This window comes from Hymenobacter sp. M1-2 (genome assembly GCF_057808495.1).
Genome location: NZ_JBTYZO010000047.1, coordinates 1 through 13,474, shown reverse-complemented (window position 1 = coordinate 13,474; position 13,474 = coordinate 1). Strand labels below are relative to the sequence as shown.

Here is a 13,474-nt window from a genome sequence, read left to right as displayed (position 1 = left end):
ATGCGGAACAGACTTTTTTGACCTAGGCCTACTACCTCGCAACTTGGGTTAGCTACCTAACCAGCGCCCCCTCCAAGTACCAACTGCTGGCTTTGGAGCCCACTACGGTGTACAGCATCAAACGCCCCGACATTGAGCGCCTCTGCCGCCAGCACCACGCCGTCGAAACGTTGTTTAAGCACTTGCTGGCGCAGGCCTTCGTGGGCATGATGAAGCGCATCAGCGAAATGCTGGAAGAAAACGCTACGACGCGCTACCGCCTGTTTGTGCAGGAGAAAGCGCCCCTGCTACAACGCATCAGCCTAGGCGATTTGGCAGCCTACCTGGGCATTACGCAAGTGTCGCTGAGCCGCATTCGGGCCGGGCTGTAGCTTTTTATCATTTGTTAAATAGCCGGATACCACCGGCGGGTAGCTTTGCTGAAAACCTCAGTAAACAACTACTACTCATGGAAAATCGACGTTCGCGCCCGGTCTTATTCTGGCTGGTAACTGGCCTGCTGGCCTTCGGAATGCTGGCTGGCGGCACGGGCCAGCTCCTGCACGCTCAATTCAACGTGGACGGTATGCGGCACTTGGGCTACCCTCTGTACGTGCTGTCGCTCGTGGGCGCGTGGAAGCTGGTGGGTGTTCTAGTGCTTTTACTGCCGGGCTGGCGGCTGGCTAAGGAGTGGGCCTACGCGGGCTTCTTCTTCCTGCTTACGGGCGCCACCGTCTCGCACCTAGCCAACGGCGACGGTCCCGGCGGAGCACTGCCATCGTTTGTTTTCGCCTGCCTGACGGTGGCTTCCTGGCAGTTGCGCCCCAATAGCCGCCGGCTGGTTCCCGCCCCGACGCTCGCATCTCCAAACGATACGGTAGGCTTGGCCCACCCTACCGCCGGCCCAGCGGTAGTACACACGCAGCAACCACTCAAATGAGTTGAACATGAATCCCAAGGTTGATTTCTATTTCCATAAAGCCCACAGGTGGCTGGAAGAGTTGGAGCACTTAAGAACGTTTGTGCTGGACTGCGGCCTGACGGAGGAGTTGAAGTGGGGCGTGCCGTGCTACACGTTTCAGAACCGCAACATCTTGTTGCTGCACGTATTCAAGGACTACTGCGCCGTTCTGTTTTTCAAAGGCGTTCTGTTGCGAGATGCGCCGGGCCTTTTGGTCCAGCAAACGGCGAATACGCAGGCCACACGTCAAATTCGGTTCACCACCCTTCAGGAAGTAGTAAACCGGGAAGCCGTCTTGAAAGCCTACATCCAGGAAGCCCTAGAAGTGGAAAGAAACGGGGCGAAAGTGGCGTTCAAACAACCGGATGAATTCACTCTGCCGGAGGAGTGGCAACAAAAACTAGCCGAGAGCCCGGCCCTGAAAACCGCGTTTACCACCCTAACGCCGGGCCGGCAACGGGCCTACTTGCTGTATTTTGCGGCCCCCAAGCAATCCAAAACCCGAGCGGCCAGAGTTGAAAAATATAGTCAGCACATTCTCAACGGCAGGGGACTACACGAGTAACTCAGGCAGGACCCTTCGCTATCCGCAGCCCTGATTACAGGGCTTGTTAGTCACTACTTAGGTGATTTTTCGGGGGTAAATACCAGAAAGAATGTTACCATTTGGCGCCGGGGAAAAGACTCCTCGCTGAAAATATTCCGAGGAATGGCAATGTATGATTCGTACGTGCCGAGGCTTTTAGGTTTTGGTCGTGCTTGACCTGGCCTCCACTTATACAAGCAGCTTTACCGCTTCGGTGAACGATAGATTACCGCTTGTAGAGTTGCTTCGATTGCCTGGGGGCTAGGCTAGAGCATAATGCTCAGGATGTCAGCAAAGCTTCATTACCCTCTTCGCCGCCCGTTTCCAGCAAACGCTTAATCTCGGCTGCCTCAAACGCCAGGAGGTTCAGTCGTAGCGTGAGCATAGCGGGAGTACTCGCCTTATCCCGCAGAATGATTTTTGCATCCTCCTCGAAAAAGGCCAGCCAACGCTGACTGTGCTCGTCGGGAAAAGCATTGCGCAGGGCGGGTAGCGTGTGCAGGAGTAGCCGGGCCTGGGCGAGGCGGGTCTGGCACCGCTCCAGGGTTTCGCGTAAGGGGTGCTCCTCTATGATTATATCTCGGAGGCGCCACTTCAGCTTTTTACGGTCTCGGTCGGAAAGCTCTGGCGCTGGTTCCGGGGACGGCGCTGGTGCCGGGCCGTAGGGTGCAGGTAAGGTCTTATACAAATCTAGTAGCCGCAGCACGGCCGTCGAGGGCAGCCCTCTCCCTGCTCCCGCTGCTGTAGTGGGGCGCCCATACATAGCTAGCGTAGCGCGCGAAACGCCTAGCAGGTTGGCTACCTCTTGCTGGGTAAGGCCAAAGCAAGCCTGAATAGCTTCTACATTATTCAGAGACTGATACTCTGCTACATATTGTGGGCGACGCCGGGAGAATTTACGCATGAGCAAGGATAGAGAAAACGGATGAGCTAATGTGTGACATCTTTGCGTGTTACAAATTTTTTTGTAACACGCAAAGATGTCACACATTGTGTTGTTGCTCATAACCTGCGAGGGGGCTGCCCGTTAATGCTACGGGCCTACTACTTTTACCCCTCCATTTCTAGTTTCCCCTCGTGCCTCAGTTGCTTTCCACCATCACCGTTTGCCCCGACTGCCGCCACTTTCGCGGCGACTTGCCGTGCCGCCCCAACAAAGAGCACGGCTACGTGTGCAAGGACTGTCCGGTGTACGACCCGGTGCAGAAGCGCGTGCTCATCATCAAGCTCGGGGCCATCGGCGACGTTATTCGGACCACGCCGCTGCTGCGGCGGCTGCGCCAGGAGTATGCCGGCTGCCACATCACCTGGCTCACGCACACGCCCGCCATTCTGCCCCAGGCCGAGGTCGATGAGATTCTCAAGTTCGATTTTGCCAGCGTGCTGCACTTGCAGGCCCGCCGCTTCGATGCGGTCTACAACCTCGATAAAGACAAGGAAGCCTGCGCCCTGCTCGCCACCTTGCAGGCCGACGCGCACTTCGGCTACACCCTGCGCCCCTACGACGGCGTAGCCTGGCCCCAGAACGAGCTGGCCGACCATAAATTCCTGACGGGCGTGTTCGATCAGTTCAGCCTGCAAAACCAGAAGCCCTACGTGCAGGAAATCTTCGAGCTGTGCGGCTTCGATTTCCGGGGCGAAGAATACGTGTTCGACACGCACGAAGACAAGGGCTACCAGTGGTACGCCCTGCCGGATGGCCGCCCCCGCATCGGCCTCAACACCGGCTGCGGCGACCGATGGACGACGCGCTTATGGTCGGATGAGAAGTGGGTTTCACTGATTACCAAACTCCAAGCCGCCGGCTATACGCCCGTGCTGCTGGGTGGCACCGCCGAAGACGCCCGCAACCAGCGCCTGCACACGTCCACCGGCGCCACCTACCTGGGCACCTTCCCGCTGGAGCAGTTCATCAACCTCATGCACCAAATGGACGGCATCGTGACGCAGGTAACGATGGCCATGCACATCAGCATCGCGCTGGCCAAGCCCACCATCTTGATGAACAACATCTTCAACCCCTACGAATTCGATCTCTACGGGCGCGGCCAGCTCGTGCAGCCCGACCGGCAGTGCGTGTGCTTCTACCGGGGCACTTGCAAACTCGGCACAAGCTGCATGGAAGAGCTGCCGGCCGAGAAAGTGTTTGAGGCTGTGCGGCTGAGTGTGCCAGTGCAGCAAACCATTGTGTAGCCGCTCAACGGCGGCGAGGCTCGCGTAGGTTGCCGTTGTGTATCCTGTCGTGCCTCGCTACGGGCAGCGCGACAGAACACTTCCTAGATATTGTAAGGGCTATGGTAAACAAGCTTAGGGAGCATATAGAAAAAATAGTCCCGCTTACGGACGCTGAATTTGAGTTTATTCTCTCGCATTTTACATTCAAGAAATATAAAAAGCACCAGTTCCTTATTCAGGAAGGCGAAAATGTAAACTACGCCTATTTTATAGTTTCTGGACTTTTAAAACTGGTATACACTGATAATTCGGGAAAGCAACACATTATTTCTTTTGCAATGGAGGACTGGTGGGAAAGTGATTTCCGCGCCTATTATACGCAGTCGAAAGCTACGATGTCGTTGGATTGTATTGAAGATACGGAGGTATTCTGCATTACGCTTGAAGATCATCAAAAGCTCTGCGCGGGCCTCCGAAAAATGGAGTATTTTCTCCTGAATAAATCAATCTTCGGGCACATAGGAGCACAGCAACGCATTTTATCCTTATTGACAACTAACGCGAAAGAACGGTACAAACAAGTAGTGCAGCAATTCCCCTCTCTACTACAAAGGATTCCTAAGAGCTTGCTTGCTGCCTATTTAGGTGTTTCGCGCGAAACCCTCAGCAGGTTTTCCTCTTAATGTAGTGTGACCTATATCACCTTGTATTCGTGATATAGGTCACGGCTATTTCCTGCTATTCTTTTCAGCTTTGCAATACACTTTTTTAAACTGAAAAAGCAAATGGAAAAGCGAATAATTAATCCGTGGCAATGGCAAGATCAGCGCAACTACGTGCAAGCCATTGAAGTGAAACAGGTGGAGGGTACGCTTTATTGCTCGGGGCAAGCAGCAGTACATGCTGATGGGCAATCAAGCACCGCCGACATGAAGTCCCAATTAATTCAAGCCATAGAAAATCTAGAGCAGGTAATTAACGAGGCTGGGTACGAATGCCAAGGCATTGTGCGGTTAAATATCTACACTACTTCGTCGGCCGAGCTTTTCACCTGCTTTGATATTTTCCAGGAATGGATAATTAAGCACGGTATTAAGCAGGCAACTACTTTATTAGAAGTGAAAAGTCTTTTTGAAACCCTTAAGATTGAATTAGAAGCTACGGTAGTCAAATAATTTCTCCGGTTGATAGCTCCTACTATCAACCTATCGCGATTGCCAAGTCCATGTATGGGTGTCATTCCGACCGAAGGGAGGAATCTGGGTTGTTCTTTAGGGAGTAGCTCAGATTCCTCCCTTCGGTCGGAATGACATCGTTATTTCCAAGTGAGCCTGGCTGTGAGCTAGGGCGTATGGACAGCAGGCAGAAGCCCTCCCGCTGCGGTGGCTACTTTTTTCAGGGCTTTCATCATTTCCCTCCTTGAAAACTCCTCCTTGCGCGCCCAGTCACCAGTATTAGCTTTAGTCTTGAGGCGAAAGAACCACCTTTACGTTATCCTAAGGCTATAAACCCAACAGCTATCCGTTTCGTTTTCATCAGCGGCCCTTGCTCGTTCACGTATGCAGCCCTTTCTTAATCTATGGTCAGTTTGGATCTTGCTAGGCGCGGCGCAGGGGCTGTTCTTGAGTTGGACGTTTTTCTTCTCCACGCAGGGAGCACGTCTCAGCAACCGCCTGCTAGGGCTGGTAATACTCAGCCTGGCCCTACTCACCATTGAAATTCTGCTCTGCTATTCGGGTTACATCCGGTTCGTGCCGTTTTTTGTGAGTCTCACCGAGCCGCTGAACTTCGTGGTATCGCCGCTGCTGTTGCTCTACGCCCGCAGCCTAACTACGCCCGCGTTTCGCTGGCGTCCGCGCTACCTGCTGCTGTTGCTGCCGGCTGTGCTGCACGCCATCTACCTGATACCTTTCTTCGCCCAGAGCAATGCCTGGAAGCTGCGTACCGTGGCCGAATCCTTTCACCAGCCCCACCCGGCGGCTCCGGCGGTCATGCATAATTTCTGGTGGCTGGCCACCTACACCCAGTTTTACCGCGGGTTCTACTTGCTACTGGGTTTCTACCTGCTGCTCTACATGGGCCTGCTGCTGCATACCCTGCTTCAGTATCGGCGCCGCCACGCGGGGATGCCTTCCGGCGCGGCCCTCACGTGGCTTAGCCGCCTGAGCGCAGGCTTTGGGATGGTGCTGCTGGTGTACGTGGGCGCCACAGCCTACCACCGCTACCAAACCGGCGACATCAACGACGCGGGCGATGTGCTGGTGGGCACGGTTATTTCCCTGCTGTTCTATGGCATGAGCGGCAATGCCATTCGACGGTCTAGCCTGCTGGCCTTGCCGGCGCCCGCGGCAGTTGCCTCGACGGAGCCGGTCAGCCAGCGCAGGAAATATGCTAAAACCGCGCTGAGCCCCGAGGCAGCCAACGAGATACTAGCCCGGCTCCGCACGCTAATGGCCAGCCAAGCCCCCTACCGCAACCCCGATTTATCATTGGCGGAGCTAGCGGCCCAGCTCCACGTGCCGGCTCACCACCTCTCGCAGGTTATCAACGAGCAGTGTCAGCAGAACTTCTTCGACTTCATCAACGGCTACCGCATCGAGGAAGTGAAACAGCAGCTCCTCCAGCCCGAAACGATGCATTTGAAACTAGAGGAAATCGGGTTTGCCGCCGGGTTTAATTCGAAATCCGCCTTCAATGCTGCCTTCAAAAAGAGCACGCAGATGACGCCCTCCCAATTCCGAAAAACCATCATAACACAGTAAAAAAGCACTTTGCATAAGTCCGCCACGTGCGGATTCGTAAGGTAGTACGCCGGGTTTGCAAGGCGTGTCGTGGCGCGGGGCGCCCAAAAGTAGCTTTGAACATCGATTCACCTACTTCCCCCTCCACCATGCCTGCCACCACTGCCCCGCCACCCGCCACCACCCGCCGCTACGACCTCGACTGGCTGCGCGTCGTGGCCTTCGCCCTGCTTATTCCTTATCACACGGGAATGATTTTCGTGGGCTGGCAATTCCACCTCATGAGCCAACCCAGCAGCCCCGGCTTGATGCTGCCGATGGCGTTTTTGAACCAGTGGCGCATGCCATTGCTATTTGTAATTTCCGGGGTTGGCGTCACCTGGGCGCTGCATCGGCGCACCCCCTACCAGTTTGCCCGTGAGCGGCTGCGGCGCCTGCTGCTGCCACTGGTTTTCGGGATGCTGGTGGTAGTAGTGCCGCAGGTGTACTACGAGCGGCTGGCACAGGGCGCCACTTACACTTCCCTACTCGATTTCTACCCTCATTACTTCAACGGGGTGTACCCGCAGGGCAATTTCACTTGGAACCACCTCTGGTTTATTGCTTACCTGCTGGCGTTTTCCCTGCTTAGCCTGCCCCTAATGTTGCAGTTGCGCAAGCCCGCCGCCCAAGCCGCGTTTATTCAACTAAATCAGTGGGTAAGCCGTTCGGGCAACGTGCTGCTGTTCGCGCTGCCGCTCATCCTGCTCCAACTCGTGCTGCGCCCCTATTGGCCCGACAACCGCAACCTGATAGCCGATTGGTTCAACTTCAGCTTTTATCTCACCCTGTTTCTTTACGGCTACGTGCTGGGGCCGCTGGCGGGCTTTTGGCAAGCCGCCGAGCGCCTGCGCTACGTGGTGTTAGCGCTGGGGCTGGCCGGGTTTATCGGCTACTGGTGGGGGCCCGCCTACTATCCGGAGGTGCTAGACGGGCCTGTACTGCGGGCGGTGCAGGGTTTCAATTGTTGGTGCTGGATACTGACTTGCCTTGGTTTCGCCCGGCGCTACCTCAACCGGAAGTCTCCCTTGTTGCAGCGTGCCAATGAAGCCGTGTACCCGTTCTACATCCTGCACCAAACCGTCCTTATCTGCCTGGGCTACTATGTGTTGCAGTGGCCGGCCACCAACGCCGCTAAGTTTCTTCTCATCAGCATTGGCACTTTCGCTATCACGCTGTTGCTGTACGTGGCTCTGGTGCAGCGCTTCACCGTTCTCCGCCTCTTATTCGGCCTCAAGCCCACTCAACGGGCCCCGGCGTTAGCCGCCAAGCCGCCGCTTGCCGCGCCGGGTGGAGAGGCACAAGGCGAGTTCACGCAGTCGGCGCGTAGTGCCTAGCAAGTACTATTGCTGCGCCACTTCCTTTAACGCCTTCACCATCTCGCTCCACGAAAACTCCTTCTTGCGCGCACGCACGCCAGTCGTAAACTCCGCTTCGCGCTGGTTTTCGTAAAAGTCGAGCAAGGCGTCGGCAATGGCTTGGGGCTTGGGCGGCACCACGTAGCCGACTTCGCCATCCGGAATCAGTTCGGCCAGGCCACCCACATCGGTTACCAGCATGGGCCGCTCGAAGTGATAGGCAATCTGTGACACGCCGCTTTGGGTGGCGTTTTTGTACGGCTGCACCACGAGGTCGGCGGCGCAGAAGTAGTCTACTACCCGCTCATTTGGGATGAAATCGGTGGCGCGCACGAGGCGGGCTTCGAGGTTGTGCTGCTGAATGAGGGCTTCGTAGGGCGCGGCATCCTCGTAATACTCGCCGGCCACGATAAGCTTTACGGGCAGGGCTGCCAGCCGCGGGTCGGCAAAGGCTTCGAGCAGAATGTCCAGTCCCTTATAGGCCCGGATGAAGCCGAAGAACAGCAAGTAGCTAAACTTCGGGTCCAGGTCCAGGGCTTGCAGCGCCGCGGCTTTGGGTTTCAGCGGACCGAAATTATCATAGAGCGGGTGCGGGCGGTAGAGGGCTGGTTGCTTGAAATGCAGGCGGCGCAAATCAGTCAGCACAGAGCGGCTCATGGTCACGAAACCGTAGCAGGCCGAGAGAAAGTAGCGCGTGAGGGGCCGGTCGCCGGGCCGTTTCTCGTGCGGAATCACGTTGTCAGTGATGGCCACGATGCGCGTGTGCCGGTTGCGGGCGACGCAGCGCGCAATGGTGCCCAGCGCCGGGCCCATGAAGGGCAGCCAAAACCGGAAGACTACCAGATCGGGCTTTTCCCGGCGCAACTTCTCGCCCACTCGCCACCAAGTCCACGGATTCACGGAGTTGATGCTGACTTCGATATCTAGATCCGCCGGGCCGGCCTCGGTGCTGAACTGCGTTTGGCCGGGAAACAGGAAGTCAGGGTATTGCAGCGAAAACGTCACCAGGCGCACCTCGTCGCCGGCCTCCCGGAAAGCCCGCGCCAGCCGCTCGTTGTACGTCGCCAGCCCTCCCCGCAACGGGTAAACCGGCCCTATAATGACGACTTTCATAAATGAATGAGGAATGAGCAGTGAATAATTATTGCGCCGGTCTGCCCGCCAAAAAAGCGGGCAGACCGGCGCAACTGTTCTTCATTCTCAATTCAAATTAACCTTCTCCCGCACCAGGTAGTCGTTGCGGTTGGGACCGTTAAGTTGGATGAGTTCGGCGAGGAAACCCGTTAGGAACAATACCACGCCAATCACCACGGCTATTAGGGCCAGGAAAAACAGCGGCTGAGCCGTTACACTGCGCGCCGCCAGGTTGTGCATCGACAGATAGATCTTCTCACCTATCAGCCACAGTGTAATGAGCATGCCCAAGCCAAACGAGAGCGTGCCCATAGTGCCGAAAAAGTGCATGGGCCGCCGCCGAAACCGGCTCACGAACGTGATACTCATCAAGTCGAGGAAGCCGTACACGAACCGCTCCAACCCAAATTTGGTGGTGCCATATTTGCGTTCCTGATGCTGCACCACTTTCTCGCCAATCTTGCGGAAGCCGGCCCACTTGGCAATGACTGGAATATAGCGGTGCATCTCGCCGTATACCTCGATGCTCTTCACCACGCGGTGGTTGTAGGACTTGAGGCCGCAGTTGAAATCGTGCAAGTTGATGCCCGAAATCCAGCGCGTAACGCCATTGAAGAGCTTGGTGGGAATGGTCTTGGAGAGCGGGTCGAAGCGTTTTTTCTTCCAGCCACTCACCAGGTCGAACCCATCCTCCGTGATCATGCGGTACAGTTCCGGCAGCTCTTCGGGCGAGTCCTGCAAGTCGGCGTCCATGGTGCACACCACCCGGCCGGTCGTCTCCTTGAAGCCCACGTTGAGCGCCGCCGACTTGCCGTAATTGCGGTTGAAGCGGATACCGCGCAGATGCGTATCCGTTTCGGCTAGTTCCTCAATAACCTCCCAGGAATTGTCCGTCGAGCCATCGTCCACCAGAATTACTTCGTAGGTGAAGCCGTGCTGAGTCAGCACGCGGTGTATCCAGCGGGTTAGTTCCGGCAAGGATTCGGCCTCGTTGAGCAGCGGAATAACGATGGACAGCTCGACCGGAAAAGAATGCGAAAGGCGCTTACTCAAACTCGGGGCGGGGATTTTTAGTGATGGCCGATATCAGCAACGAAGCCAGCAGGCCCATCAGCAGAATCATAAACAGGACGGTCGCCGTCATCATCGGGCCATTGATAAACTTGGCTGAAATGCTCATGGCCTGCTCTACCTGCGCATCCGATAAATTGCCTTTCGCCTCTATATCAGCCCGGGTCTTGTCCATGATGCGCGTAGCCAAATCAGGATCGATGAAGCTCATGTAGACGTAGCTAAAAACGGCGCTTAATACTCCGTTTATCGCCGAAAGGATGAGGCCGATGGTCATACCCTGCCCAAACGTCATGAACCCACCACTCTGTTGTTTGAAAAAATTATGAGCCAGCCCTATACTAACAATGAGCACTACAGTCGTCAGCCACTTGGCCGGAGTTTGTTCCAGTTCGGCCGCGCTCAGCGCAAACGAAATAATGATGGATATCAGACCGACGAGCAAGCCGTAACGGACGCCTACGGCGCTGGGAGTAACGGAAGTAGCGGTGTTTTCCATGGGGGTGACAGGTAATAAGGTGGATGGAAAGAAAATGCGTGGTGCAATATTCTATTTCCGCAGGAATATCCCACCCGGAATGCTCATCAGAAGCCCGAAAAGCAGTTTGTTCTTGTAGTCGTCGGCGGCGAAGTCCTCAGGAGTCTGGGCTAGGTTGCGCAAGGTTTGCTCGTACTGCCGCTGACCGTTCTTCTGCTTTGCAAACTCCGTTCTGGTCTGTTCTAGCAAGCGGCGCATTTCCACCAAATGCCGCTGTATAGGTTCGGGCCCGGCCAGACGCGCAAATACGAACACGCTGCCCGCCGATATCACGGCCGTAACCAGGGTAACAAGCAAACCGGTGCCGATGGAGCGGAGAATACCCGGCCCATCGGGCTGGAAGTAGCGCCGCAGATGCCACTGGCTCAGCAACACGGCTATGGGCGGAAAGAAAATGGCCATCAGCCGCTTAGGGCCGTAGGGATTGTTGCCGGTCAGATACAGCCCCACCACCCAGGCCATGCAGACTACGCCCGCCGCGGCTCCGTACAGCAGAGCCGTCCGCACAACCGTCTTTGCCGGCGAAACAGAAGCTTCCAAACTATTCGAACTTATGAGGCGGCAAGATACAAGGACTTTCGCCAACTGGCTCCCGCCATTAAGCGGCTACAGCCACTGGCTCCACGCTTTTAGGCTGGTTCATAAATCGTAGAAGCAGCACTTCAGCCAGCAAGCACGCCAGCGCCGCCCATAAGCAATATTGCCACAGCGGCGTACCTACCCGCTCCGCCTTATAGCGCGCCGCCACCGATTCGCCTTTGCTGGCATCGTACACCTGCACATTCTTTTGGTTGGGCCCAATAAGCTGCCGGAGCTCATCGGCCGAATACGCCGCCAGTTCCGACTCGCGCTTGTCGTGGTTGAAAGCGAGTGTCGCAACGGGCCGATTGTTGCGCGTCAGCGTGTAAAAACCAGGGTCGTGCATTCCGGCAGGTACGTCGAAACGGAGAGTGCCCGCCTGCACCCGCTGACTTGGAATGAAAGAGAGGCTGTCTTTGGTGAGCTTGTACACCTGCTCTCCCGCAGCATTCACAGCACCTTCCACATTCACTACCACCGTGCCTTGGTTGAGCCGGTAAGCCGGCTGCTGCTCCCGATGGTAGCTTTGCATAGCCAGCCGATACATAACCGGCACGAACAGCGCGTGCTGGGTGAAATCGGTGTGCGCCTCGTCGAAAGGCGCAGCAAACAGATACACTTTGCCATTGCCGCTACCGAAGCTGGCCAAGAAACCATCCCCGTCCTGCATGCGCAAAATATCCGTGCCTGAGCGAGACCAACGCAGCACCGGCGCAGCTTTGGGAGTTACCGGTTGCCGGCTCTGTGCCCCAAATACGTCCCGGAAAAACGGGTTGCGCCGGTCGGGCATGGCCACATCGCGCAATGTCGGCCGGGCACTAGCTGCTTCCCACTGCACCGGGCCTATTCCCAGCTCCCGAAACAATTGGTCGTAAGAAGCTCGTCCAGCCACTTCGCCGGTCGGTATCACTACCACCGAGCCTCCTCGCTGCGTCACGCGTTTCAGGCTTTCCCGCAAACCTGCTTCTATTCGAGCCTGGCCCTGCACTACCACCAAGTTGGCCTTTTCCAACAGTTGATAGTTTAGCCCCCCGGGCGCCGCAGACATATAAGAAAACAGCGGCTCGTTGGCATACAGGCGTTGCGTCGCGGCCGTTCCCTCTGTCCGTATATCCATCACCTGAATCCTAGGCGAAGGTTGAAGCGAGAAGTAATAAGTATTGTCGAAGGTCACCGGATAATCCTCCAGCTCTATCCTGCATTGCTGCACCTGTTCACCCGTGAGGCGCACGCGCGCCGTCCGAGTAGCTGGCGCGGTGGATGGCACATTTACGCTGAAGGCCGTAGCCTGACGCTGGCCAATGAATAATTTAACCTGACAGTTTTCGACCGGCAGTGCGCCTCCGTTGCGTAGCCTCAAGTGCAATATTACGTCAGTGTTACTTCGCACAAAAGCGTCGTCCAACCACACACTATCCACAAATACGTTTCGCGTCTCAGCACCCGCCAAAGGCACCAAATACACTTGCTTAGTCGAATCCCACTTGTGAGCACCGAGCTTGGGAAACGCACTCTTCTGAAAGTCAGAGAAGATGAACACCTGCTCCACTTGCGCGGGGCTTGTTTCCAAGCGCGTAACTGCATTCTCCAGCCCGCTGTTCCGGCCAGAGATACTCAGTTTATCCAGAGAAGCCCGAAAAGCAGCTGCCGTTAGTGGCGTGCGTACTTCCTCTCCAACTACAAAGCGCATACCCGCCGGGTAAACCGTAGGTAACTCGCGGGCTTGATTAACTGCTTGATCGAAATGAGACTGTTGATCTGCTTCTCCGGCTTGCATACTCGCCGAAGCATCCACTGCCACGCCCACAGTCGTCTGGGAGTTGTTACCCTCGCGCGAAGCCGGAATATACGGCTGTACAAACATCAGCACGAGGAACGTCACAAACCCGATGCGGGCCACCAAAATCAGCAAGTGCTTGATCTTCCGCTGCCGAGCGGTAATTAATCGTACCTCCTTTATAAACCCAACATTGGTGAACAGCACGCGCTTTGGCCGTCGCAGCTCGAACAAATGAATCAGAATAGGAATGGCTACTGCCAATAGACCTAAGAGAAACCAAGGGTGTGTTAACGCCATATCAGCAATGGAGGGTTCTTGTGAAGATAGACACAAATTTCACCCAATAAACGCTCCCTCGCCCGTTACGAATCGGCTTAATTAAGATAATGACATCTACAAGCCTCAGACCAAGACTACTACGAACGAGTTAGTTAGATTGGGTTACTATCGAAGAGCGCTGCCATCAATTGAAGTGACATATATCCACACGAGAAGGCCCTCGGTGCGCCGGGGCAGGAGCAACGAGGGCCTTG

Annotated in this window: 14 protein-coding genes; 8 read left to right on the top strand and 6 right to left on the bottom strand. The window is 55.9% G+C overall.

The window, feature by feature from the left end:
• Nucleotides 1-92 precede the first annotated feature (92 nt).
• The 3 genes from ACYSMN_RS25260 (at nucleotide 93) to ACYSMN_RS25250 (ending at nucleotide 1,505) form a co-directional block, all read left to right on the top strand.
• Entirely contained in the window at nucleotides 93-371 is a 279-nt protein-coding gene (locus ACYSMN_RS25260) for a Crp/Fnr family transcriptional regulator (RefSeq protein ID WP_488926718.1), read from the top strand.
• Nucleotides 372-448: 77 nt separating this feature from the next.
• Nucleotides 449-919: a DoxX family protein gene (locus ACYSMN_RS25255; RefSeq protein WP_488926717.1), complete on the top strand. Its 471-nt coding sequence runs from the start codon at nucleotides 449-451 to the stop codon at nucleotides 917-919.
• 7 nt (nucleotides 920-926) lie between these two features.
• Nucleotides 927-1,505: a YdeI/OmpD-associated family protein gene (locus tag ACYSMN_RS25250; RefSeq protein WP_488926716.1), complete on the top strand. Its 579-nt coding sequence runs from the start codon at nucleotides 927-929 to the stop codon at nucleotides 1,503-1,505.
• A gap of 301 nt (nucleotides 1,506-1,806) precedes the next feature.
• On the opposite strand, the gene ACYSMN_RS25245 is transcribed toward ACYSMN_RS25250, so the two are convergent.
• Nucleotides 1,807-2,430, bottom strand: coding sequence for a hypothetical protein (locus ACYSMN_RS25245; RefSeq protein ID WP_488926715.1), 624 nt, complete (start codon nucleotides 2,428-2,430; stop codon nucleotides 1,807-1,809).
• 173 nt (nucleotides 2,431-2,603) lie between these two features.
• Here ACYSMN_RS25245 and ACYSMN_RS25240 point away from each other — a divergent pair, with 173 nt between their 5' ends.
• The 5 genes from ACYSMN_RS25240 to ACYSMN_RS25220 all read left to right on the top strand — a co-directional run bounded on the left by ACYSMN_RS25240 (nucleotide 2,604) and on the right by ACYSMN_RS25220 (nucleotide 7,818).
• Entirely contained in the window at nucleotides 2,604-3,719 is a 1,116-nt protein-coding gene (locus ACYSMN_RS25240) for a glycosyltransferase family 9 protein (protein WP_488926714.1), read from the top strand.
• A 101-nt stretch (nucleotides 3,720-3,820) separates the two neighbouring features.
• Nucleotides 3,821-4,384: a Crp/Fnr family transcriptional regulator gene (locus ACYSMN_RS25235; RefSeq protein WP_488926713.1), complete on the top strand. Its 564-nt coding sequence runs from the start codon at nucleotides 3,821-3,823 to the stop codon at nucleotides 4,382-4,384.
• 102 nt (nucleotides 4,385-4,486) lie between these two features.
• Entirely contained in the window at nucleotides 4,487-4,876 is a 390-nt protein-coding gene (locus ACYSMN_RS25230) for a RidA family protein (RefSeq protein WP_488926712.1), read from the top strand.
• A gap of 384 nt (nucleotides 4,877-5,260) precedes the next feature.
• A complete protein-coding gene (locus ACYSMN_RS25225; RefSeq protein ID WP_488926711.1) occupies nucleotides 5,261-6,463 on the top strand; it encodes a helix-turn-helix domain-containing protein in 1,203 nt (400 codons plus the stop codon).
• A 128-nt stretch (nucleotides 6,464-6,591) separates the two neighbouring features.
• Nucleotides 6,592-7,818, top strand: a complete 1,227-nt coding sequence (locus tag ACYSMN_RS25220) for an acyltransferase family protein (protein ID WP_488926710.1) — start codon at nucleotides 6,592-6,594, stop codon at nucleotides 7,816-7,818.
• Nucleotides 7,819-7,824: 6 nt separating this feature from the next.
• Here ACYSMN_RS25220 and ACYSMN_RS25215 read toward each other — a convergent pair whose 3' ends face one another.
• From ACYSMN_RS25215 to ACYSMN_RS25195, 5 genes are all read right to left on the bottom strand, one after another.
• On the bottom strand, nucleotides 7,825-8,952 hold the full coding sequence (locus ACYSMN_RS25215; protein WP_488926709.1) for a glycosyltransferase: 1,128 nt from the start codon (nucleotides 8,950-8,952) through the stop codon (nucleotides 7,825-7,827).
• Nucleotides 8,953-9,039: 87 nt separating this feature from the next.
• Nucleotides 9,040-10,026: a glycosyltransferase family 2 protein gene (locus ACYSMN_RS25210; protein WP_488926708.1), complete on the bottom strand. Its 987-nt coding sequence runs from the start codon at nucleotides 10,024-10,026 to the stop codon at nucleotides 9,040-9,042.
• Nucleotides 10,019-10,543, bottom strand: a complete 525-nt coding sequence (locus ACYSMN_RS25205; protein ID WP_488926707.1) for a DUF4199 domain-containing protein — start codon at nucleotides 10,541-10,543, stop codon at nucleotides 10,019-10,021. The genes ACYSMN_RS25210 and ACYSMN_RS25205 overlap by 8 nt, the downstream gene beginning before the upstream one ends.
• A gap of 51 nt (nucleotides 10,544-10,594) precedes the next feature.
• Nucleotides 10,595-11,122: a DUF4199 domain-containing protein gene (locus tag ACYSMN_RS25200; protein ID WP_488926706.1), complete on the bottom strand. Its 528-nt coding sequence runs from the start codon at nucleotides 11,120-11,122 to the stop codon at nucleotides 10,595-10,597.
• A 58-nt stretch (nucleotides 11,123-11,180) separates the two neighbouring features.
• Nucleotides 11,181-13,238, bottom strand: a complete 2,058-nt coding sequence (locus tag ACYSMN_RS25195) for a BatA domain-containing protein (RefSeq protein ID WP_488926705.1) — start codon at nucleotides 13,236-13,238, stop codon at nucleotides 11,181-11,183.
• Nucleotides 13,239-13,474 lie beyond the last annotated feature (236 nt).

What these genes read in the sequence shown, in the direction of transcription:
- ACYSMN_RS25220 (WP_488926710.1), top strand. Translation starts at nt 6,592, where the DNA reads ATGCCTGCCACCACTGCCCCGCCACCCGCCACCACCCGCCGCTACGAC.
- ACYSMN_RS25205 (WP_488926707.1), bottom strand. Translation starts at nt 10,543, where the DNA reads ATGGAAAACACCGCTACTTCCGTTACTCCCAGCGCCGTAGGCGTCCGT.
- ACYSMN_RS25215 (WP_488926709.1), bottom strand. Translation starts at nt 8,952, where the DNA reads ATGAAAGTCGTCATTATAGGGCCGGTTTACCCGTTGCGGGGAGGGCTG.
- ACYSMN_RS25250 (WP_488926716.1), top strand. Translation starts at nt 927, where the DNA reads ATGAATCCCAAGGTTGATTTCTATTTCCATAAAGCCCACAGGTGGCTG.
- ACYSMN_RS25245 (WP_488926715.1), bottom strand. Translation starts at nt 2,430, where the DNA reads ATGCGTAAATTCTCCCGGCGTCGCCCACAATATGTAGCAGAGTATCAG.
- ACYSMN_RS25225 (WP_488926711.1), top strand. Translation starts at nt 5,261, where the DNA reads ATGCAGCCCTTTCTTAATCTATGGTCAGTTTGGATCTTGCTAGGCGCG.
- ACYSMN_RS25255 (WP_488926717.1), top strand. Translation starts at nt 449, where the DNA reads ATGGAAAATCGACGTTCGCGCCCGGTCTTATTCTGGCTGGTAACTGGC.
- ACYSMN_RS25230 (WP_488926712.1), top strand. Translation starts at nt 4,487, where the DNA reads ATGGAAAAGCGAATAATTAATCCGTGGCAATGGCAAGATCAGCGCAAC.
- ACYSMN_RS25195 (WP_488926705.1), bottom strand. Translation starts at nt 13,238, where the DNA reads ATGGCGTTAACACACCCTTGGTTTCTCTTAGGTCTATTGGCAGTAGCC.
- ACYSMN_RS25235 (WP_488926713.1), top strand. Translation starts at nt 3,821, where the DNA reads ATGGTAAACAAGCTTAGGGAGCATATAGAAAAAATAGTCCCGCTTACG.